A 19,830-nucleotide genomic window follows, 5' to 3' on the forward strand; every position below is an offset into this window, starting at 1 on the left:
CGGCGGTGTTCAGCAGATCCTGGGGAGTTGTTCGCCGAGCGGCAGGTCGACGATCCGGCGCGCGCCCACCGAGGTGCGCAGGGTGACGCGGCCGGGCGCTTCGGCGACCGCTGCTCCGATGCGGGTCGCCTGGGCTCCCTCGGGCAGGGCGCGCAGCGCGTCGAGTGCCGCGTCGGCGTGGCCCGGGTCCACGAAGGCGACCATGCAGCCTTCGTTGGCGACGGTGAGCGGGTCGAGGCCGAGGAGGTCGCAGGCCGCGGCGACGACGGACGGTACGGGCAGGGTCGTCTCGTCGATCTCCACGCCGATCCGGGCGTCGCGGGCGATCTCGTTGAGGGCGGCGGCGAGTCCGCCCCGGGTGGGGTCGCGCAGGGTGTGGACGGCCGGGCCGAGCGGGGCGAGCCGCGCCACGAGCCGGTGCAGGGGCCGGGTGTCGGAGGCGATGTCCGCTGCGAAGCCGAGGCCTTCGCGGGTGGACAGGACCGTGGTGCCGTGCAGGCCGAGGGGCCTGACAGGAGGATCGCGTCGCCCGGCCGGGCGCGGGCCGCGGACGGGGTGAGGCCCGGGATGCGGCGGCCGACGCCGGTGGTGGTGAGGAAGAGCCGGTCGGCGGCGCCCCGGCCGACGACCTTGGTGTCGCCGGTGAGGACGGGCGCGTCGGCGTCCCGGGCGGCCTTGCCCGCGGACTGGAGCACCGCGCGCAGGTCGGCCAGCGGCAGGCCCTCCTCCGCGATGACGGCCAGCGCGAGGGCGAGCGGCAGGGCGCCGCGCATGGCGAGGTCGTTGACGGTGCCGTGCACGGCGAGGGAGCCGATGTCGCCGCCGGGGAAGAACAGCGGGCTGACCACGAACGCGTCGGTGGTGAGGACGAGTCGGCCGTCGCCGGGCAGCAGCGCCGCGTCTTCGAGCACCCCGTCCGGCGGGGCGCCGAGGGCGGGCAGCACGATGTCCTCGAGGAGCTCGGCGGTCAGCCGGCCGCCCGCGCCGTGGCCGAGCAGGAGCGTGTCGTGTTCCGGGTGCGGCAGGGGGCAGTTCACGTTCACGGCGCACTCCTCACGGGCGGGGTGTCGGCGGCGCGGGCGCGGCCCGCGAGGTGGAAGGCGGCGCACGTGCCCTCACTGGAGACCATCGGCGCGCCGAGCGGCGTGCGGGGGTGCAGCGGGTGCCGTACGCGGCGCAGTCGGTGGGCAGCGCGGCGCCGGTCAGGACGGCTCCCGCGACGCACGCCGGGTCCTCGGCCGGGCACAGGTCGCCCACGTCGAAGCGGTGCGCGGCGTCGAACTCGCGGTAGGCGGGGGCGAGTTCGAAGCCGCTCGCCGGGATGACGCCGATGCCGCGCCAGGCCCGGTCCGTGACGCGGAACACCTCGGTCAGGGCGTCCTGGGCGTCGGTGTTGCCGTCGCGGCGCACGGCACGTACGTACTGGTTCTCCACCGCGTGGCGGCCCCGCTCCAGTTGCTCGACCGCCATGAGGATGCCTTCGAGGAGGTCGAGCGGCTCGAACCCCGTGACCACGATGGGGACACGGTGGCGGGCGGCGATCGGCTCGTAGGCCCGCCAGCCCATGACGGCGCAGACGTGACCGGCCGCGAGGAAGGCCTGGACCTCGCAGTCCGGGTCCTCCAGGAGAGTGGTCATCGCGGGCGGCACGAGGACATGGCTGACCAGGACGGAGAAGTTCGTCAGGCCCAGGCGTGCGGCGTGCAGCACGGCCATGGCGTTGGCGGGCGCGGTCGTCTCGAAGCCGACGGCGAGGAACACGACCTCCCTGTCGGGGAGTTCGGCGGCGAGGCGCACCGCGTCCATGGGGGTGTAGACGACGCGGACGTCGGCGCCGCGGGCGCGCAGGGTGAGCAGGTCCGTCGTGGAGCCGGGGACGCGCAGCATGTCGCCGAAGCTGGTGAGGACGGTGCCGGGGCGGGCGGCGATCGCCATCGCCCGGTCCAGGGTCTCCAGCGGGGTGACGCAGACCGGGCAGCCGGGGCCGTGGATCATGCGGATGCCGGCGGGCAGGAGTTCGTCGATGCCCTGGCGGACGAGGGTGTGGGTCTGGCCGCCGCAGACCTCCATGATCCGCCAGGGCCGGGTGGCCCTGGCGGTCAGATCGGCGAGGAGGCGACGGGCCAGGACCGGGTCGCGGTACTCGTCGAGGTACTTCATGGCGTGGTGAAGTCCATGCGGATGTCGACCACGCCCTCGACGGCCCGGGCGAGGCGGGCGGCGACGGGCACCAGGTTGCGGTTGCCCAGCTTCCCGCCGAAAGTGACGACGCCCTCGTGCACCGAGACGGTGACGGGCTGGTCGGGGAACAGGTAGGCGGCGACGGTGTCGCGTACCTCCTCCTCGATGTCGGAGTCGGGGCGCAGGAACACCTTCAGCAGGTCGGAGCGGCTGACCACGCCCTGGAGGATGCCCTCGGAGTTGACGACGGGAAGCCGCTTGACCGTGCGCTGGGCCATGATGCGGGCGGCCTCGGCGAGGGTGGCGTCGGCGTGCACGCACACGGCGGGGCTGCTCATCAGCTCGCCCGCGCTGACCGCTCCGGCCTTGGCCAGGTCGGACAGGCGGCGCAGTTGGTCGCGGCGGGTCGGGTCGGCGTCGCGGAACTCCTCCTTGGGCAGCAGATCGGCCTCGGAGACGACACCGACGACGCGGGCCTCGCCCTCGAGAACGGGGACGGCGCTGACGTTCCACTGCTCCATGAGCGCGACGACCTCTTTGAACAGGGCGTCACGACCGACGGCCACCACGGTGTGGGTCATGACGTCGCTGACGATGTGCGGACCGGATTTCACGGCAGCCTCCTACGGGAGCGGAGCACGGTCGACGGTGAGGTCGAGGAAGTGGGTGGAGCAGGAGATGCACGGGTCGTGGTTGCGGATGGCCCGTTCGCACAGCAGCGTCAGCGCGGCGTCGTCGACCGTGCCGGTGTCGGCGGCTCCGCCGACTCCGGCGGTGGCCCGTCCCGCGAGCGCGGTCTCGGCGATGCGGCGCAGGTCCTCCTCGATGGCGCCCTGGTTCTGTGCGGTGGGCGGGACGAGACGGGCGTCGGTGACCGTGCCGTCGGCGGCGAGCGCGTACCGGTGGTAGAGGAGTCCGCGGGGCGCCTCGGTCGCCCCGTGGCCGACTCCGGCGCGCGGCGGGACCTCCACGAAGGGCCGCGCGGGCGGCTCGTAGGCGGCGATGACGCGCAGCGCCTCGTCGACGGCGTACACGACCTCGACGGCGCGGACGAGGATGCTGCGGAAGGGGTTGCGGCACTCCCCCGACAGGCCCGCTTCCGTCGCGGCCTGGAGCGCGATCGGTGACAGGGAGCGGCGGTTGATCGCGAACCGGGCGAGGGAGCCGGTGAGATGGCGGCGGCCGCGCAGGGTGGCGTGCAGGGCGGTGGAGTGCGGGACCTGCTCCTCGACGACCTCGTCGGTGAAGTCGGTGAGCGCGAACTGCCGTACTGCGTCGGACTGTTCGGTCAGCACGGTGGGGGTGCCGGTGTCGATGGCGTACCGTCCCGGTTCCGACAGGGCCAGCAGGTCGTACGGGCAGTGGGCGTCGGGGAACTCGAAGCCCGCGGCCCAGTGGACGGTGGCCAGCGCGTCGTCCATGGCGCGGCGCAACTGCTCGGCGAGGGGCTGGAGTTCGGCGCGGGTCGGGGCGCGGTGGAAGCCGCCGACGCGGACGTTGACGGGGTGGATGGCGCGTCCGCCGAGCAGTTCCAGGATCGCGTTGCCGGCCTGCTTGAGGCGCAGGCCGCGCTCGACGTCGGCGCGGTGGGTGCGGGCCAGGTCGATGGCGCCGTCGCGGCCGAGGAAGTCGGGGGCGTGCAGCAGGTAGATGTGCAGGGTCTGGCTCTCGATCCATTCGCCGCAGTAGAGCAGTCTGCGCAACTCCCTGATCGGGTCGGGGACTTCGACGTCGCAGGCGTCCTCGATCGCGGCGCAGGCGCTGAGCTGGTAGGCGACGGGGCAGATCCCGCAGACGCGGGCCGTGATGTCGGGGGGTTCGGTGTGCGCGCGGCCGCGCAGGAACGCCTCGAAGAACCGTGGGGGTTCGTAGATCTGGAGCCGTGCCGAGGTGACGGCGGTGCCGGACACGCTGAGGTGGAGGGCGCCCTCGCCCTCCACGCGGGAGAGCGAACCGACGTGCAGGACGCGGGATCCGCGGTGCGTCACGGCCGGACCTCCTTGTCGTACGGGGCGAACGCGGCGGCGTTGAAGGTGCGCAGCAGCCGCTCCGTGTCCCGGTCGTCCAGCCCGTCGCGGTGCAGCACCGGGATCAGCGCCGACAGGTTCACCGTGCCCGCGGGGCCGAAGCAGCCGTAGCAGCCGCGCCCGTACGCGGGACAGATCGCGCCGCATCCGGCATGGGTGACGGGGCCGAGGCAGGGTGTTCCGCGGGCGACGGTCACACAGACCGTGCCGCGCCGCTTGCACGCGAAGCAGACGCTGTGGTTCGGGACGTCGGGCTTGCGTCCGGCGAGGAACGCCGTGAGGACTTCGAGGAGTTGGCGCCGGTCGATGGGGCAGCCGCGCAGTTCGAAGTCGACGTCGACATGGGCGGAGACCGGGGTGGAGGTGGCGAGGGTCTCGATGTAGTCGGGGCGCGCGTAGACGGTGCGCCGGAACTCGTCGACGTCGGCGAAGTCGCGCAGCGCCTGGATGCCGCCGGCGGTGGCGCAGGCGCCGATGGTCACGAGGTGGCGTGCGGAGGCGCGGATGGCGCGGATGCGTTCGGCGTCGGCGGGCGTGGTGATCGATCCCTCGACCAGGGCGAGGTCGTAGGGGCCGGGCCGGACCGCGCTCGACGCCTCCAGGAAGTGGGCGACGCGCACCGTGCCCGTCAGGGCGAGGAGTTCGTCCTCGCAGTCCAGGAGGGTGAGCTGGCAGCCGTCGCAGGAGGCGAGCTTGAACACGGCCAGCGTGGGCGCCGCCCGCTCCGCGTGATCCCTGCGCTCCGTACGGTCCATGGCGGTCACAACTCCCTGATGGACATGAGGCGTTCGGCCCGTTCGAAGCCGATGACGGGGCCGTCGCGGCACAGCAGCACCGGGCCGAGCTGGCAGTGCCCGCAGGTCGCGGTCGCGCAGCGCATGTTCCGCTCCAGGGAGACCCGGATGTGCTCGGCGGGGACGCCCCGGTGGGCGAGGTCGCGGGCGGTGGCGCGGATCATCGGCTCGGGTCCGCAGACGAACGCGGTGGTCCGCGCCGGGTCGTACTGCGCGGCGTCCAGGAGGCGGGTGACCAGGCCCGTCTCGCCACGCCAAGTGCTGCCCGGGTGGTCGACGGTCACGCCGGTGCACGCCGTGCGCCACTTCTCCGCCTCGCCGGGGTAGAGGAGGTCCTCGGGGGTCCGGGCGCCGATGAGGACGTTGAGCCGGCCGAAGTCGTCCGGTGCGGAGACGGCGGCGCGTACGAGCGGGCGCAGCGGCGCGAGGCCGATGCCGCCCGCGACGACGAGCAGGTCACGGCCGTACGCCCGCTCCAGTTCCCAGCCCGTGCCGAAGGGCCCGCGCACGCCGACGGTGTCGCCGACGCGCGCCCGGTAGAGGGCGTCGGACACGGCGCCGACGGAACGCACGGTGTGGGAGAGGACCCCGCCCGGCTCGATCGCGCTGACCGACAGCGGGATCTCCCCCACCCCGAACGCGTACACCATCGCGAACCGGCCGGGCGTGAACGGGCCGAGGCCGTGGCCGCGCCGGGCCGGGGCGAGGCGCAGCGTGGCGCTGTCCGCGGTCTCCTGCGCGCGGGCCACCACGGTGTACGGGACGGGTGGCGGGCTCATCGGGGCAGTCCGCTGCCGTGCGGGGCGTACAGGTCGAGGAGGCGGGTGCGGGCGGCGAGCAGCCGGTGGGCGAGGACCTTGCCGACCCACTGGCTGACCTCGCGGCCCAGTTCGGGGTCGGACGCGCACAGGGCGCGGACGGCCTTCGCGTCGAACTCGTAGGCGCGCACCGGCGAGACGGCTTCGGCGCCGAGCTGCCACACGTGGGGCGCGAACAGCCAGGACCAGCCGACGAGTTCACCGAAGCCGAGGGTCTCGATGACGGCCGGGCGGCGGCCGGGGACGTGCAGGTCGAGGGCGACGGTGCCGGTCCTGATGATCCAGAACCGGTCGGCCCTGCCGCCTTCCTCGAAGAGCCGGGCGTCCTGCGGGAAGTTGACCTGCCGGGCCATGCGCATCAGCCGGTCACGGTGCTCGGCGGGCAGGGCCTGCATCATCCGGGGGGTGGTCGTGGCGATCATTTCCGGGCCTCCTTCGCGAGCGCGGCGACCTCTTCGGTGAGGTCGATGCCGACCGGGCACCAGGTGACGCAGCGCCCGCAGCCGACACATCCCGACGAGCCGAACTGGTCGTACCAGGTGGAGAGTTTGTGGGTGAGCCACTGGCGGTAGCGGCTGCGGGTGGAGGCGCGGACCGGGCCGCCGTGCAGCTGGCTGAAGTCGAGGTCGAAGCAGGAGTCCCAGCGCTGCCACCGCTCGGCGTGGTCGCCGGTGAGGTCGGTGACCTCCTCGGTGGTGGTGCAGAAGCAGGTGGGGCAGACCATGGTGCAGTTGCCGCAGGACAGGCAGCGGGCGGCCACGTCGTCCCAGCGTGCGGCGTCCGGGTTCGTGCCGAGCAGGGTGCGCAGGTCGACGGGCGGCATCGCGCGGCCCATGCGGTCGCGGGCGGCGTCGACGGCGGCGTGCGCGCGCTCCTCGGTGTCCGGATCGGCCGCGACGCGCGGGAGCGGGCCGAGCACGCGCTCCCCGTCGGCGCTGCCCGCCCGGACGAGGAAGCGGTGACCCCGCTCGTCGGTCGTCTCGGTCAGGGCGAGGTCATAGCCGGGGTCGGCGGCGGGCCCGCCGCCCATGGACACGCAGAAGCAGGTCCCACCGGGTTCGGTGCAGTCCACGGCGACGAGGAACGCTCCCCGCCGGCGCCGTGCGTAGCCGTCGTCGCCGAAGTGCCCGCCGGCCAGGACCCGGTCCTGGATCGCGATGGCCCGCAGGTCGCAGGGGCGTACGCCGAGGAACGCGTACGCGGGCCGCGGGGACCGGTGCTCGGTGACCGTCAGGGTGCCGTCGGGCGCGCGGTCGGTCTGCCACAGCTGCTCGCGCTGCGGATGCAGGAACGTCTTCCACGACTGCGGGCCCGCGGAGTGCGCGAAGCCGGCGCCGTCCGCGCGGCGCACCAACCGGTAGCGTCCCGCGTCCAGTTCGGTGCCCCAGCCCCACGGCAGTTCGTCGGCGTCGGTGAGCGGGGCGAGGACGATCGCGTCGTCCTTGACCGTGGGTCCGACGACTGTGCGGCCGTCGGCGCGCAACGCGTCGACCAGGGCGCCGAGTCCGGTGCGGTCGAGCAGTGCCGTCGCCGTCGTGGAGGGGTCCATCGCACTCTCCTTCGTCGCCCGGTCCGTCAGGAACAGCGTTCTGCGTCGCGGCCCGCGGCGGCATGGGCCGAGTGGCCCCAGCGGCCGGTCCACAGGACACGGGGTGGCGGCCGACGGGTCCCGTGCGGCGCTACGGCGACTCGGGCACCATCGCGACCACGGCCCTCGCGGGGCGGCCGAGCAGGGCCCGTACGCTCGCGGCGTCCTGCGGTCCCGTGCGCCCGACGACCACGAGTTCGGCCCGCCGCGCGGCACCGGCCAGGGCGTCCTCGGGGTCAGCCTGACGACGTCCGCGACGACGTCCACCTGCGGGTACTTCTCCCGCCAGGGGCGCAGCGCGTCGGACAGGAGCTGGACCTCGTGGTCCTCCCAGGTGGCGCGGTCCGCCTCGGGCACCGCGAACGGCCAGGCGTGCTCGGCGATGTCGGGCAGCCGCCAGGCGTGCACCGCGCGCAGCCGGACGCCGAGCCTGTGCGCGCGGTCGAAGGCGAAGTCGAGGGCGGCCTCGACGGGCTGCCGGGCGTCGAGCGCCAGGGCGATCTCGCGCGGCAGACCGGGGTCGTGGCCGTCCGCGGTCCCCGCCGGTACGAGCGCGGTGGGGCACGCGGCGTGTTCGGTGGCGGCGCGTACGAGGGGGTGTCGTGCGCGCCCAGGACCAGGAGGCGTGCGTGCCGGGCCTCGTCCAGCAGGGCGTCGGCGTGCCGTTCCTGTGTCAGGTGCAGCCGCAGGCCGCTGCGGGCCGCCTCCACGGCGGCCCATTGCGCCGCGGCCCGCCCGCTCGCCGTTCCGTCCGCCGCCACCATCACCGCTTGTCGCACGGCCGTTCACCTCCACGGAGCGCCGGCGTCCGGTCGACCGGCCCGCGCTCAGACTCGCGTACGCGCGGGGCGGCGCGGGAGGGCCGTTCGGTCCTTTACGGGCCCGGTTTCAGGCTTGGTTCAGTTCACGTCCGATCCCTTCCGCCCAGGTCGCGATCTGTCCGGTGTCGCGGAAGTCGCCGCCGTGGCCGGACCTGACGATCATCCGGGCCATGCGGCCGTGGGTGTCGTCGGTGAGGCGGCCGCCGAACGTGATGTGTCCGCGCGCGTCGATCCGGTCCGCGACGCGCTGTACCGCGGAGACCGGGGGGATGTCGCCGCGCGTCGCCGAGTCGTCCAGGGGGCCGCTGCTGAACAGCCAGACCGGCGTGCGGGCCAGGGCCTTGCCGCTGCGGCGGGCCAGACGGCGGGCGTCGCGGTGCCAGCGGTTCCCGTAGAGCGCGCCGCCGAGCACGACCGCGTCGTACTCCGTGAGGTCGCGGACCTCACCGGCGGGGCGCGTCTCGGCGGCGCAGCCCGTCTTGTTCAGGACGTCGGCGATCTGCTCGGCGATGTCGGCGGTGGCGCCCCGCTTGGTCCCGTACGCGACGAGGACCCGGGGCGGGGTGCTGCTGTGCTCGTCCATGGCGTCGGCCTCCTCGGTGGCGGATGTCAGTGCTTGCGCAGCCAGTCGTCCTGGATGCCGTGCAGTGCCTGCTCGTCGGGCTGGAGCTGCGCGTCGTCGAGGCGATAGGTCAGTTTGTCGACGACGGCGACGACGCCGTCGATGTGTCCGGCCATGCGGGCCGCGATCTCCTTCTCGCTGCGCCGCTCCAGCTGGCCGGAGAGGGTGGCGACACCTTCGTGGACCTGGACGGAGACGGTCCGCGGGCCCAGCCACAGGGCGCGGACGAACACTTCGTCGATCACTTCACGGCGGATCTCCTCGTCGGGGCGCAGGAACACCTGGAGCAGGTCGCGGCGGGTGACGATGCCGACGAGCCGGTCGGCCTCGTCGACCACGGGCAGCCGCTCCACCTTGTGCCGGGCCATCACGCGGGCGGCCTCGGCGATCGTGTCGTCGGCGTGGGCGGTGACGGGCGGCTCGGACATCAACTGCCCGGCCGTACGGGCCTCGGCCTTGCGGCGGACCGTGCGCGCGCGGGCCGTGAAGCGCGACCAGCGGTGCTCCTGACCCGCGGCCTGGCGGGTCAGCAGGTCCGTCTCGGAGATCACGCCGATGACGTGCTCCTCCTCGTCCACGACGGGCAGTCCGCTGATGCGGTGCTGGTCGAGGAGGCGGACGACGTCCTTGAACGGGGTGGCGTACCGCACGCGCACGACGTCGCCGACCATGACGGAGCCGACCTTGCTGTGTTTCATCGTTCCTGCCTCCTTCGGGTGGTCCGGGCGGTCCGCGGCTCAGCGCAGTCGCCTCAGGTGGGGATCGCGGGCGCGCGCCGGTGCGAGCCGGACGCGCACGTCCAGAGCGGTGACGGCGCCGGGCCGGGCCAGGACGGGGTTGAGGTCGGCCTCGGCCAGTTGCGGCAGGTCGCTCGCCATGCGGGAGACGCGCAGCAGGAGTTGTTCGAGGCCCTCCAGGTCGACCGGTCCCCCGCCGCCGTGCCCGAACAGCAGCGGAGCGCAGCGCGGGGCGGTGATCAGGTCGTGGACGTCGTGGTCGGTGAGCGGAGCGAGGCGGGCCGCGTGGTCGGCGAGGACCTCGGTGGCGGTGCCGCCGAGCCCGAACAGGACCAGCGGTCCGAACACGGGGTCCTGGGCGACGCCGGCGAACAGCTCGATGCCCCGGGCGGCCAGTGGCTGGACGACGACGCCGGTGAGCAGGTCGCCGAAGCGGGACTCGAAGTCCCGGTAGGCGGCGCGTACTTGGCTGTCGCCACGCAGGTCGAGGTGGACGGCGCCCTCCTGCGACTTGTGGAGCAGGCCGGGCCAGTGGGCCTTGAGGACGACGAGGCCGTCGGGGCCCTTGAGTCGTTCGGCGGCGAGGACGGCGTCGTCCTCGGTCTCGGCCCAGGCCCAGGGCAGTTGCGGGATGCCGTAGCAGTCGAGCAGGGCGGCGCAGGTGCGCGGGTCGAGGAAGCCGCCGTTCTCGTGGGTCGTGAGCCACTCGTCGACGAGGGCGGTGGCACGGCCCGTGTCGATGCCGTCGAGGTCGGGGACGGTGCCCGCGGGCCGGGCCAGCCAGCGGGCGCGCCCGGCGGCGTGGGCGAGGGCGCGGGCGGCGGCCTGCGGGTCGGCGTACGCGGGAATGTGGCCCTCGTCGGCGGCGAGCAGGCGTACGGGCTCGGCCTGGTCGAGGAGGACCGCGGCGACCGGGCGGGCGCGGTCGCGTCCGGCGGCGTGGGTGACGGAGCGGACGAGGTCGTCCCCGGTCGCCGCGGAGACCGCGGTCGGCACCAGCGCGACGAGGACCGCGTCGACGGACGCCGTGGCGGTCAGCGCTTCGAGGGCGGCGCGCAGCGCGTCTCGGTGACGGCGGCGCCGGCGTCGACGGGGTTCGTGGCGCGGGCCCCGGGCGGCAGGACGGCGAGGAGCGCGTCGACGAGGGCGGGGGCAGCGGGGGCACGCTCAGTCCGGCCTCGGCGAGGGCGTCGGCGGCGAGGACCCCGGCGCCCCCGGCGTTGGTGAGGACGGCGACGCGGCTGCCGGTGGGCAGCGGCTGGGCGTGCATCAGGGCGGCGGCGTCCAGGAGTTCGGGGACGGTGCGCGTGGCGGTGATCCCGGCCTGGGCGAACAGGGCCTGGCGGGTCATGGTGCGGGTGGCGGCGGCCGCCGTGTGCGACGCGGCCGCGCGGCGGCCCGCCTCGGTGCGGCCCGCGTCGACGGTCAGGACGGGCATGCGGCGGGTGACGCGGCGTGCGGTGCGGGAGAACGCGCGCGGGTTGCCGAACGATTCGAGGTGCAGCAGCGCGAGGTCGGTGCGGCCGTCGCTCTCCCACCACTGGAGCAGGTCGTTGCCGCTGACGTCGTACTTGTCGCCCAGCGACACGAAGGTGGAGGCGCCGATGCCGAGCCGGGCCAGGCCGCCGAGCAGCGCGATGCCGACGCCGCCGGACTGCACGGCGACCCCGGCCGTTCCCGGGCGCGGGTGCGCGGCGGCGAAAGTGGCGTCGAGGCGCACCCCGGCGTCGGTGTGCGCGAGACCGAGGCAGTTGGGGCCGACCAGGCGCATGCCGTGGGTGCGGCAGGTCTCCAGGAGCCCGGTGGCCTGGTCGGTGTCGAGCCCGGCGGTGACGACGACCAGGGCGCGCACACCCGCCTTGCCGCAGTCCTCGGCCACGTGCACGACCTGGGAGGCGGGGACGGCGACGACGACGAGGTCGGGGACCTGCGGCAGCGCGGACACGGACGGCCGGGCGTGCACGCCGAGCACGGCGTGGGCCTCGGGATGGACGGCGTACAGGCGGCCGGTGAAGCCGGCGGTGCACAGGTTGCGCAGGACGGCCCGGCCGACGGAGCCGGGGGTACGGCCCGCCCCGACCACGGCGACGCTCGCGGGGCGCAGCAGCGGTACAAGGCTGGCGACGTCGGCGGCCCGGCCGCGCTCCTCGACGGCGCTCAAGTAGGTGTCGTCCTCGGCCAGTTGGACGGTGCAGTGCACCTCGGGGCCGTCGAAGCGGCGGGCGGTGCGCAGTCCGAGGTCGGCGAAGACCTTGAGTACCTCGTGGTTCTCGGCGAGCGCGTCCGCGGTGAACGCGGTGATGCCTTCGGCGCGCGCCGCCGACACCAGGTGTTCGAGGAGGAGGGTGCCGACGCCGCGGTGGTGCCAGTCGTCGCCGACCGCGAGGGCGATCTCGGCGAGCCGCGTGCCGGGGGCCCGCTCGTACTCGGCGACCCCGAGCAGTTGTCCGTTGGCCTCGGCGAGCAGTCCGCGGTGCCCGTCCCGGGCCGGGCCGCACATCCGGTCGGCGGCCCTGCGGGCGGAGCTGCGGCTCACGCCGAAGAAGCGCAGTCGCAGGTTCTGGTCGGACATCTCCTCGTACATGCCCTGCACCAGGTCGTGGTCCGCGGCCCGCGGTGGACGGATCCGTGCGGTCGTGCCGTCGGTGAGGAGTGCGTGGACCGGTTCCGTGGTCCCGTGCGTGTCCGTCATGGCGTCCGCCCTTCGTCCGGCCGTGCGCTGTCGCGACCAGCCTCGGGCGTGCGCGCCCCGGCCCCCATGGGCTGCCCGGGCACGGCGGTGGGGCCGGTCGGCCCCACCGCCGGCAGGGGCGCGCCGAGTTCGCTCTCGACGGCGTCGGCCATGGCGCGCAGCACGTCGAGGGTGCGTCGCGCCTCGGCCTCGTCGACGGTGGTGATGGCGAAGCCGACGTGCACGATCACGTACGTGCCGACGGCGGCTCCGGGGGTGTAGGCGAGGCAGACCTCGCGGCGCAGTCCGCCGAAGTCGACGGTGGCCATGGGGAGTTCGTGGTGGACGTGGATCTCGGTGATCCTTCCGGGGATGCCCAGGCACATGGTCCTCACTCCTTCGTCCCGGCGACACGGGCGGCCGCGAGGCGGGCCGCGGCGACGGCCGCCTGCCCGTAGCTGATGCCGCCGTCGCCGACGGGGACGGCGGTGCCGACCAGCACGCGCAGGCCCTGGGCGCGCAGCTGTCGTCGTACGTCGCCGAGGAGGCGCCGGTTGACGAAGCAGCCCCCGCCGAGGCAGACGGTGCGCGGGGCGCCCGACTCGACGGCGCGGCCCACGAGTTCGGCGGTGGCGCGGGCGAGCGTCTCGTGGAAGGCGGCCGCGAGGTGGGCCGGGCCCGCGCCGTCGGCGCGCCGCCTCAGGAGGTCGGCGAGGGTGGGCGCGGTGTCGTACACCCACAGTCCGTCGACGCGCACGACGCGGTGGTCGAGGGGGACGGCGCGGGTCCGGCCGGCCGCCGCTTCGAGGGCGACGGCGGCCTGGCCCTCGTAACTGACGCTGTCGACGAGTCCGACGAGGCTCGCCACCGCGTCGAAGAGGCGTCCCGCGCTGGAGGCGCGCGGGCTGTTCAGGCGGCGCTCGACCAGGGTGCGGACGGCGGTGATCCGCCGCGGGTCGACGCGGCCGCCGAACAACTCCCGTGTCTCCGGGACCGGGTGGGAGAACTCGGCGCCGTGGAGGTGGCCGAGCGCGGTGCGCCACGGGTGGCGGACGGCCGCTTCGCCGCCGGGCAGCGGCGCGGTGGCGAACCGGGCGACGCGGCGGTACGTGGTCAGGTCGGCGACCAGGATCTCGCCGCCCCACAGCGTGCCGTCGTCACCGAGGCCGAGGCCGTCGTAGGCGACTCCCGTGAACGGGCCCGTCAGACCGTGCTCGGCGGCGCACGCGGCGAGGTGCGCGTGGTGGTGCTGGACGGGTACGAGCGGCAGGTGCCGCTCCCCGGCCCACCGGGTCGAAAGGTAGTCGGGGTGCAGGTCGTGGGCGACGGCGCGCGGCTCGATGCCGGTGAGCGCGCGCAGGTGGGCGTAGGAGGTGGTGAAGGCGTCGTACGTCGCCGGGTCGGCCAGGTCGCCGCCGTGCGGGGCGAGATGGGCGCGGCCGTCGGCGGCGAGGGTGAAGGTGTGCTTCGACTGGGCGCCCGCGCCGAGCACCGCGTCCGGCGCCGGGCAGGGCAGCGGTGCGGGGGCGAGTCCGCGGGCGCGGCGGACGGTGAGTGTGGTGCGGCCGCTCACCTGGGTCACCGAGTCGTCGTAGCGGGCGTGCACCGGGCGGTCGTGGTCGAGGAAGCCGTCCGCGACCGCGCCGAGCGTGCGGCGGGCCGTCGCCGCGTCGAGGGCGAGGGGCTCTCCGGCACGGTTTCCGCTGGTGACGACGAGCGGCCGGGCCAGCTCGCGGAGCAGCAGCTCGTGCAGTCCCGTGGTCGGCAGGAACAGGCCGATCCGGTCCGTTCCGGGGTGCACGCCGGGGTGATCCGCTCCCCGGGCGCGGCCGTCAGCAGGACGATCGGCCGGGCCGGGGAGGCGAGCAGCGCGGCGGCGCCCGCCCCGGTACGGGCGAGGCGGCGCGCCTCGGCCAGGTCGCGGACCATGACCGCGAGGGGTTTCGCGGGGCGGTGCTTGCGCCGCCGCAGCCGGTCCACGGCGGCGGGATCGGTCGCGTCGCACACCACCTGGTAGCCGCCGAGTCCCTTGACGGCGACGACACCGCCCGCGTCGACGGTCTTGACGGCCGCGGCGAGCGCGTCCTCGCCGGCCAGGTCGTCCCAGGCGAGGCGGGGGCCGCAGGCGGGGCAGGCGATCGGCTCGGCGTGGAAGCGCCGGTCGCGCGGATCGGCGTACTCGGCGGCGCAGTCGGCGCACATCGGGAACCGGCGCATGGTGGTGCGGATCCGGTCGTAGGGCAGGTCCTCGATGATGGTGGCGCGGGGGCCGCAGTCGGTGCAGTTGATGAACGGGTAGCGGTGGCGCCGGTCGCGCGGGTCGAGGAGTTCGCGCAGGCACGCGGCGCAGAGCGCGGCGTCCGGCGGGATCTCGCGCGCGCCTCCGGCCGCCCGGGGCGGACCGCCGGCGCGCACCTCGAATCCGCTGCCGCGCGCCGGCCGCGCCCCGCGCTGCGGGTCGTGCGCACGCCGCGGACCCGGGCGAGCGGCGGGGCCGCCGCCGTCAGGAGACGGGCGAACTCCTCGACGGCGTGCGGCGGGCCCGCGACGGTCCCGGCGACGTGGCCGTCCACGTTGGCGACCCAGCCGTCCAGGCCGAGTGCGGTCGCGGTGCGATGCACGAACGGGCGGAAGCCGACGCCCTGGACGATGCCGGTGACCTCGAAGTCGCGGACGGCACGGGGCACCTGGTCACCCCCGCGCCGCGGCGTCGCGGTGCCGGACGATCTCCGCCTCGACGTCGGCCGCGAGCGGTTCCACGACGGCGGCGACGGTCGCGGACAGCTCCTCCCCCAGCGTGGTCTCGGCGCACTCCACCGCGTAGACGACGAGGCGCCGCGGCAACCGGCCGAGGACGCGGGCGAGTTCGACGGCCTCGCCGAGGCCGAGCCCGTGCGAGCTGGTCGTGGGTGGCCGTTCCAGGTGTTCGGCGTCGAGTTCGATGCGGTGGACGCGGCCCGGGTGCGCGGGGTGCGCGTGCGCGGCGTCCACGACGACCGCGAGCTGCGCCTCGGCCCACAGCCCGATGAGCCGTGCGGGGTCGCCGTCGCAGGCGGTGAGGACGGTGCCGGGCGGCAACGGCCGCTGCCTGGCCCGCGCTTCGAGCGCGGCGACGACGGCGTGGCCGACTCCGTCGTCGCGCCGGAACGCGTTGCCCACGCCGATCACCGCGATACGTGTGTGTCCGGTCATGGCGGACTCCCCTCGGTCCCTCTCACCGTCGCCGGACGGGCCGGGGGCAGGCACTGGGCCGAAGGGCCCAAGGGGTGAGGCCGGTTCGTCCCTTATCGGGGTGTCACACGGGTGGCAGCGTGCATCGCATCGCGGAGCCCCGACGGCGGGGCGGCCCTTGGGTACGGAGGTGGGGACGGTGGAACGTCCGCTGATCGTGGGGGTCGACGGTTCTGAGCCGAGCCTTCAGGCCCTGGACTGGGCGGTCGACGAGGCGGTGCGGCGGTCCGTCGCGCTGCGCGTCGTGCACGCCTCGCGCTGGGAGTGGTACGAGGGGCACCAGCCGTCCTTCGACGTGCACCGCCGTTCGGTGCGGCAGTACGCCGAGCACATCGTGGCCCAGGCCGCCGAGCGGGCCGCCCGACGGTCCAGCGAGGTGAAGCTCGACACCCAGGTGGTGCCCGAGGACCCGTCGGCCGCGCTGATCGAGGCCGCCAAGGACGCGTCGGCGGTGGTCGTGGGCAGCCGGGGGCGCGGTGTGCTCTCCGGCCTGCTCCTGGGATCGGTGAGTCTGCCGGTCGCCGCGTACGCCGAGACGCCCGTCGTGGTGGTCCGCGGCGGCGACGCGAACCTCAGCGCCGGGTTCGGGCAGATCACGGTGGGCGTCGGCGAGGCCCGACAGGCGACGGCGGCCCTGGAGTTCGCGCTGCGCGAGGCCGAGCTGCGCGGCGCGGAGGTGTTCGCCGTACGGACCTGGCGCTGCCCCGCGCACGAGGGCGTCGCGTATCCGACGTCCGACAGCGAGGCCCACCAGGTGCGCGCCGAGAACGAGCTGGAGAGCGCCCTCGGCGCTCCCCGGGCCGCGCACGCGTCGGTCCCTCTGCGGGCGCACGCCCACGAGGGCCGCGCGCGGGACGTGCTCCTGGAGGCCTCGGCCCTGTCCGACCTGCTGGTGGTCGGCGCGCGGCGCAGGGACGGCCGCGTCGGTCTGCAACTCGGGCCGGTCAACCACGCGGTGCTGCACCACAGCGCGTGCCCGGTGGCGATCGTCCCGCACGACTGACTGACCGGAGGCCGGCGGGAAACCCGCGCTCCGACCCCGTACACCCGAGACCCCTTTCTGAGGAGCCCCGATGGCGAAGGACCTGTCGAAGCGCGGCCTGGCGGCGCTCGACGCGCACTGGCGCGCCGCCAACTACCTGGCCGTGGGCCAGATCTATCTGCTCGACAACCACCTGCTCACCGAACCCCTCACGGCCGACCACATCAAGCCACGCCTGCTCGGCCACTGGGGCACCTCGCCCGGTCTCAACCTCGTGCACACCCACCTCAACCGTGTCGTCAAGGAACGCGACCTGGACGCCCTGTGCGTCTGGGGGCCGGGACACGGCGGTCCCGCCGTGCTGGCCAACTCCTGGCTGGAGGGCAGCTACACGGCGACGTACCCGGACGTGACGCGGGACGCGGCGGGCATGGCGCGGCTCTTCAGGCAGTTCTCGTTCCCCGGCGGGGTGCCGAGCCATGTCGCGCCCGAGACGCCGGGCTCGATCCACGAGGGCGGCGAGCTCGGCTACTCCCTGGCGCACGCCTACGGAGCCGCTCTGGACAACCCCCGGTTGCTGGTGGCGTGCGTGATCGGCGACGGTGAGGCGGAGACCGGGCCGCTCGCCGCGTCCTGGCACTCCAACAAGTTCCTCGACCCGGTGCACGACGGAGCGGTCCTGCCGATCCTCCATCTGAACGGCTACAAGATCGCCAACCCGACGGTGCTGTCCCGGCTGCCCGAGGCCGAGCTCGACGAACTGCTTCGCGGGTACGGCCACGAGCCGATCCACGTGAGCGGCACCGACCCCATGCGGGTCCACCGGGACATGGCGCGCGCCTTCGACCGGGCCGTCGACCGGATCCAGGCGGTGCGGAGTCAGGCCCGCGCGAACGGCGGCACGGAGCACGGCCGGCCCCGCTGGCCGATGATCGTGCTGCGCACCCCGAAGGGCTGGACGGGGCCCGGCATCGTCGATGACGAGCCGGTCGAGGGGACCTGGCGCTCGCACCAGGTACCGCTCGGCGGGGTCCGCGAGAACCCGGACCACCTGCGGCAGTTGGAGGCGTGGCTGCGCTCGTACCGCCCGCGGGAGCTCTTCGACGCGCAGGGCCGGCCCGTGCCCGCCGTCCTGGAGTACGTCCCCGAGGGCACACGGCGGCTGGGCGCCACCCCGCACGCCAACGGCGGGCTGCTCACCCGGGATCTGCCGACGGCCCCGCTGGAGCGCTTCGCCGTCCCCGTCGACAAGCCGGGCAGCACGCTGCACGAACCCACGCGCGTCCTCGGCGGACTCCTCGCGCAGGTCATGGCGGACACCGCTGACCGCCGCGACTTCCGCGTGGTGGGACCCGACGAGACGGCCTCCAACCGGCTCGACGCCCTCTTCGAGGTCACCGGCAAGGCGTGGCAGGCAAGGACGGTGGCGACCGACGAACATCTGGCGCGCGACGGCCGGGTGATGGAGATCCTGTCCGAACACCTCTGCCAGGGCTGGTTGGAGGGCTATCTGCTGACCGGCAGGCACGGCCTCTTCTCCTGCTACGAGGCGTTCGTGCACATCGTCGACTCGATGGTCAACCAGCACATCAAGTGGCTCAGGACATCACGGGAGTTGGCCTGGCGGGCTCCCGTGCCGTCGCTCAACTACCTGCTCACCTCGCACGTGTGGCGCCAGGACCACAACGGCTTCTCGCACCAGGACCCCGGGTTCGTGGACCACGTCCTCAACAAGAGTCCCGACGTCGTACGGGTGTACCTGCCGCCGGACGCCAACACGCTGCTGTCCGTGGCCGAGCACGTGCTGCACAGCCGCGACTACGTCAATGTCGTCGTCGCCGGCAAGCAGCCCACCTTCGACTGGCTCTCCCTGGACGAGGCCCGCGCCCACTGCGCGCGCGGCGCCGGGGTGTGGGAGTGGGCGGGCACGGACGACGGCAGCCGCGACCCGGACGTCGTGCTCGCCTGCGCGGGCGACGTGCCGACCCAGGAGGTCCTCGCCGCGGCAGGGCTGCTGCGCACCCACCTGCCGGAGCTCGCGGTCCGCGTCGTCAACGTCGTCGACATGGCCCGGCTGATGCCGAAGGAGGAACACCCGCACGGCATGCCGGACTTCGAGTACGACGCCCTGTTCACCGCGGACAAGCCGGTGATCTTCGCCTACCACGGCTACCCGTGGCTGATCCACCGCCTCGCCTACCGCCGCTCCGGCCACCGGCACCTGCATGTGCGCGGCTACAAGGAGTCCGGCACCACGACCACGCCGTTCGACATGGTCGTCCGCAACGATCTCGACCGCTACCGCCTCGTCATGGACGTCATCGACCGGGTCCCGGGACTCGCCGTGCGCGCCGCGGCCGTCCGGCAGACCATGGCCGACGCCCGGACCCGCCACCACGCCTGGATCCGTGAGCACGGCACCGATCTGCCGGAGGTCGCCCACTGGTCGTGGACGGGCTGACGTCGGCCGACCCGAAAGGAACCCGCCATGTCCCGCCGCCCCCTCGTCGTCGGTGTCGACGGCTCCGCCGAGAGCCAGGACGCCGCCGACTGGGCGGCCCGCGAAGCGCTGCGTCGCGGACTGCCCCTGCACGTCCTGCACGCCGGGGCCGACCCCGGCGCCGGCCCTCGCACCTGCCCGAGCTCGACGCGCCGGCCGCGCGAGCGGACGCGGCGCTGCGCGAGATCCCGCTCCGTCTCACCTACGCGCACCCCGCGTTGGAGATACGGGCCCTGCGCGACGCCGGTCCACCGGTGGAGGCGCTGGTCGCCGCCGCGGACGGCGCGTCGCTCGTGGTGGTGGGCTCGCGCGGGCTCACCGGTCTCGCCGGGCATCTGGTGGGGTCGGTGGCGACGGCCGTCTGCGAGCACGCGGCGACACCCGTGGTGCTGGTGCGGGCCGGCGACAGCGCGCGCGACGAGGCGCGCCCCGTCGTCGTCGGGGTGGATCTCGCGCATGCGAGCGACGCCCTGTTCGAGACCGCCTTCGAGACGGCCGCGGCACGGAGTGTGCCGCTGCGTGTGATGCACGCGTGGACACTGCCCGCGCTGCGCGGCTACGCGCCCGGAGTGCCGCTGCCGGGCGACGCCGCCGAGCGCGAGACGGCGAAGCTCACGGCGCTCGGCCGGGCCCTGCAACCCTGGCAGCACAAGTTCCCGCAGGTCGACGCCGAGGAGCGGCTCGTCTACGGGCATCCGGGACATCAGCTGGTGAAGGCCTCCACGGCGGCCGGGCTGGTGCTGGTGGGCCGGCCCCTGAGGGCGGGCCCGCATCTGGGTGCGACGACGCACACGCTGATCCGTCACGCGGCCTGCCCGGTCGTCGTCGTCCCGCACACCTGACGTACGCGACACCTGA

The 19,830-nt window shown here is 74.6% G+C and carries 14 protein-coding genes and 6 pseudogenes; 4 read left to right on the plus strand and 16 right to left on the minus strand.

Translation table 11 applies throughout. From position 1 onward, the window contains the following. Positions 1–9: 9 nt before the first annotated feature. From hypE to V2W30_RS02110, 16 genes and pseudogenes are all read right to left on the minus strand, one after another. Positions 10–1,043 (minus strand): annotated as a pseudogene (hypE, locus tag V2W30_RS02035) (hydrogenase expression/formation protein HypE). Beyond that, positions 1,040–2,160, minus strand: a pseudogene (hypD, locus tag V2W30_RS02040) (hydrogenase formation protein HypD). The pseudogenes hypE and hypD overlap by 4 nt, the downstream one beginning before the upstream one ends. Further along, positions 2,157–2,795 (minus strand): CBS domain-containing protein, encoded by a 639-nt coding sequence (locus V2W30_RS02045; protein ID WP_338693114.1) that lies wholly within the window; start codon positions 2,793–2,795, stop codon positions 2,157–2,159. Before V2W30_RS02045 ends, hypD begins: the two are co-directional and overlap by 4 nt. A 9-nt stretch (positions 2,796–2,804) precedes the next feature. Then, a complete protein-coding gene (locus V2W30_RS02050; protein WP_338693116.1) occupies positions 2,805–4,169 on the minus strand; it encodes a Ni/Fe hydrogenase subunit alpha in 1,365 nt (454 codons plus the stop codon). Then, complete coding sequence (locus tag V2W30_RS02055; protein WP_338693118.1) at positions 4,166–4,963, minus strand: oxidoreductase; 798 nt, start codon at positions 4,961–4,963, stop codon at positions 4,166–4,168. The genes V2W30_RS02050 and V2W30_RS02055 overlap by 4 nt, the downstream gene beginning before the upstream one ends. Positions 4,964–4,968: 5 nt before the next feature. After that, on the minus strand, positions 4,969–5,781 hold the full coding sequence (locus tag V2W30_RS02060; protein WP_338693120.1) for an FAD/NAD(P)-binding protein: 813 nt from the start codon (positions 5,779–5,781) through the stop codon (positions 4,969–4,971). After that, positions 5,778–6,242: a cyclic nucleotide-binding domain-containing protein gene (locus V2W30_RS02065; protein ID WP_338693122.1), complete on the minus strand. Its 465-nt coding sequence runs from the start codon at positions 6,240–6,242 to the stop codon at positions 5,778–5,780. The genes V2W30_RS02060 and V2W30_RS02065 overlap by 4 nt, the downstream gene beginning before the upstream one ends. After that, a complete protein-coding gene (locus V2W30_RS02070; RefSeq protein WP_338703443.1) occupies positions 6,239–7,369 on the minus strand; it encodes a 4Fe-4S dicluster domain-containing protein in 1,131 nt (376 codons plus the stop codon). The genes V2W30_RS02065 and V2W30_RS02070 overlap by 4 nt, the downstream gene beginning before the upstream one ends. 927 nt (positions 7,370–8,296) lie before the next feature. Further along, complete coding sequence (locus V2W30_RS02075) at positions 8,297–8,812, minus strand: flavodoxin domain-containing protein (protein ID WP_338693123.1); 516 nt, start codon at positions 8,810–8,812, stop codon at positions 8,297–8,299. Between the two features lie 26 nt (positions 8,813–8,838). Further along, a complete protein-coding gene (locus V2W30_RS02080; protein WP_338693124.1) occupies positions 8,839–9,549 on the minus strand; it encodes a CBS domain-containing protein in 711 nt (236 codons plus the stop codon). 39 nt (positions 9,550–9,588) lie between these two features. Further along, a pseudogene (locus V2W30_RS02085) lies at positions 9,589–12,280 on the minus strand (GNAT family N-acetyltransferase). Next, entirely contained in the window at positions 12,277–12,645 is a 369-nt protein-coding gene (locus V2W30_RS02090; RefSeq protein WP_338693126.1) for a HypC/HybG/HupF family hydrogenase formation chaperone, read from the minus strand. Before V2W30_RS02090 ends, V2W30_RS02085 begins: the two are co-directional and overlap by 4 nt. Positions 12,646–12,650: 5 nt before the next feature. Next, complete coding sequence (locus V2W30_RS02095; protein ID WP_425244656.1) at positions 12,651–13,865, minus strand: carbamoyltransferase HypF; 1,215 nt, start codon at positions 13,863–13,865, stop codon at positions 12,651–12,653. After that, a pseudogene (locus V2W30_RS02100) lies at positions 13,860–14,674 on the minus strand (Sua5/YciO/YrdC/YwlC family protein); the annotation flags it as partial. The gene V2W30_RS02095 and the pseudogene V2W30_RS02100, both read right to left, overlap by 6 nt. Positions 14,675–14,757: 83 nt before the next feature. Then, a pseudogene (locus V2W30_RS02105) lies at positions 14,758–14,946 on the minus strand (acylphosphatase); the annotation flags it as partial. Between the two features lie 4 nt (positions 14,947–14,950). Then, complete coding sequence (locus tag V2W30_RS02110) at positions 14,951–15,451, minus strand: hydrogenase maturation protease (RefSeq protein WP_338693130.1); 501 nt, start codon at positions 15,449–15,451, stop codon at positions 14,951–14,953. Positions 15,452–15,629: 178 nt separating this feature from the next. Between V2W30_RS02110 and V2W30_RS02115 the strand changes: the two genes are divergently transcribed. From V2W30_RS02115 to V2W30_RS02130, 4 genes and pseudogenes are all read left to right on the plus strand, one after another. Then, positions 15,630–16,493, plus strand: coding sequence for a universal stress protein (locus V2W30_RS02115; protein WP_338693131.1), 864 nt, complete (start codon positions 15,630–15,632; stop codon positions 16,491–16,493). 70 nt (positions 16,494–16,563) lie between these two features. Further along, positions 16,564–18,933, plus strand: coding sequence for a phosphoketolase family protein (locus V2W30_RS02120; RefSeq protein WP_338693132.1), 2,370 nt, complete (start codon positions 16,564–16,566; stop codon positions 18,931–18,933). A 27-nt stretch (positions 18,934–18,960) separates the two neighbouring features. Next, a pseudogene (locus V2W30_RS02125) lies at positions 18,961–19,050 on the plus strand (universal stress protein); the annotation flags it as partial. Between the two features lie 140 nt (positions 19,051–19,190). After that, entirely contained in the window at positions 19,191–19,814 is a 624-nt protein-coding gene (locus V2W30_RS02130; protein WP_338693134.1) for a universal stress protein, read from the plus strand. Positions 19,815–19,830: the final 16 nt, after the last annotated feature.

Source organism: Streptomyces sp. Q6 (assembly GCF_036967205.1).
GTDB classification, from domain to species: domain Bacteria; phylum Actinomycetota; class Actinomycetes; order Streptomycetales; family Streptomycetaceae; genus Streptomyces; species Streptomyces citrinus.

Coding starts and splice junctions, on each gene's coding strand:
- V2W30_RS02120 (WP_338693132.1), top strand. CDS start 16,564: ATGGCGAAGGACCTGTCGAAGCGCGGCCTGGCGGCGCTCGACGCGCAC.
- V2W30_RS02060 (WP_338693120.1), bottom strand. CDS start 5,781: ATGAGCCCGCCACCCGTCCCGTACACCGTGGTGGCCCGCGCGCAGGAG.
- V2W30_RS02110 (WP_338693130.1), bottom strand. CDS start 15,451: ATGACCGGACACACACGTATCGCGGTGATCGGCGTGGGCAACGCGTTC.
- V2W30_RS02075 (WP_338693123.1), bottom strand. CDS start 8,812: ATGGACGAGCACAGCAGCACCCCGCCCCGGGTCCTCGTCGCGTACGGG.
- V2W30_RS02080 (WP_338693124.1), bottom strand. CDS start 9,549: ATGAAACACAGCAAGGTCGGCTCCGTCATGGTCGGCGACGTCGTGCGC.
- V2W30_RS02090 (WP_338693126.1), bottom strand. CDS start 12,645: ATGTGCCTGGGCATCCCCGGAAGGATCACCGAGATCCACGTCCACCAC.
- V2W30_RS02055 (WP_338693118.1), bottom strand. CDS start 4,963: ATGGACCGTACGGAGCGCAGGGATCACGCGGAGCGGGCGGCGCCCACG.
- V2W30_RS02065 (WP_338693122.1), bottom strand. CDS start 6,242: ATGATCGCCACGACCACCCCCCGGATGATGCAGGCCCTGCCCGCCGAG.
- V2W30_RS02070 (WP_338703443.1), bottom strand. CDS start 7,369: ATGGACCCCTCCACGACGGCGACGGCACTGCTCGACCGCACCGGACTC.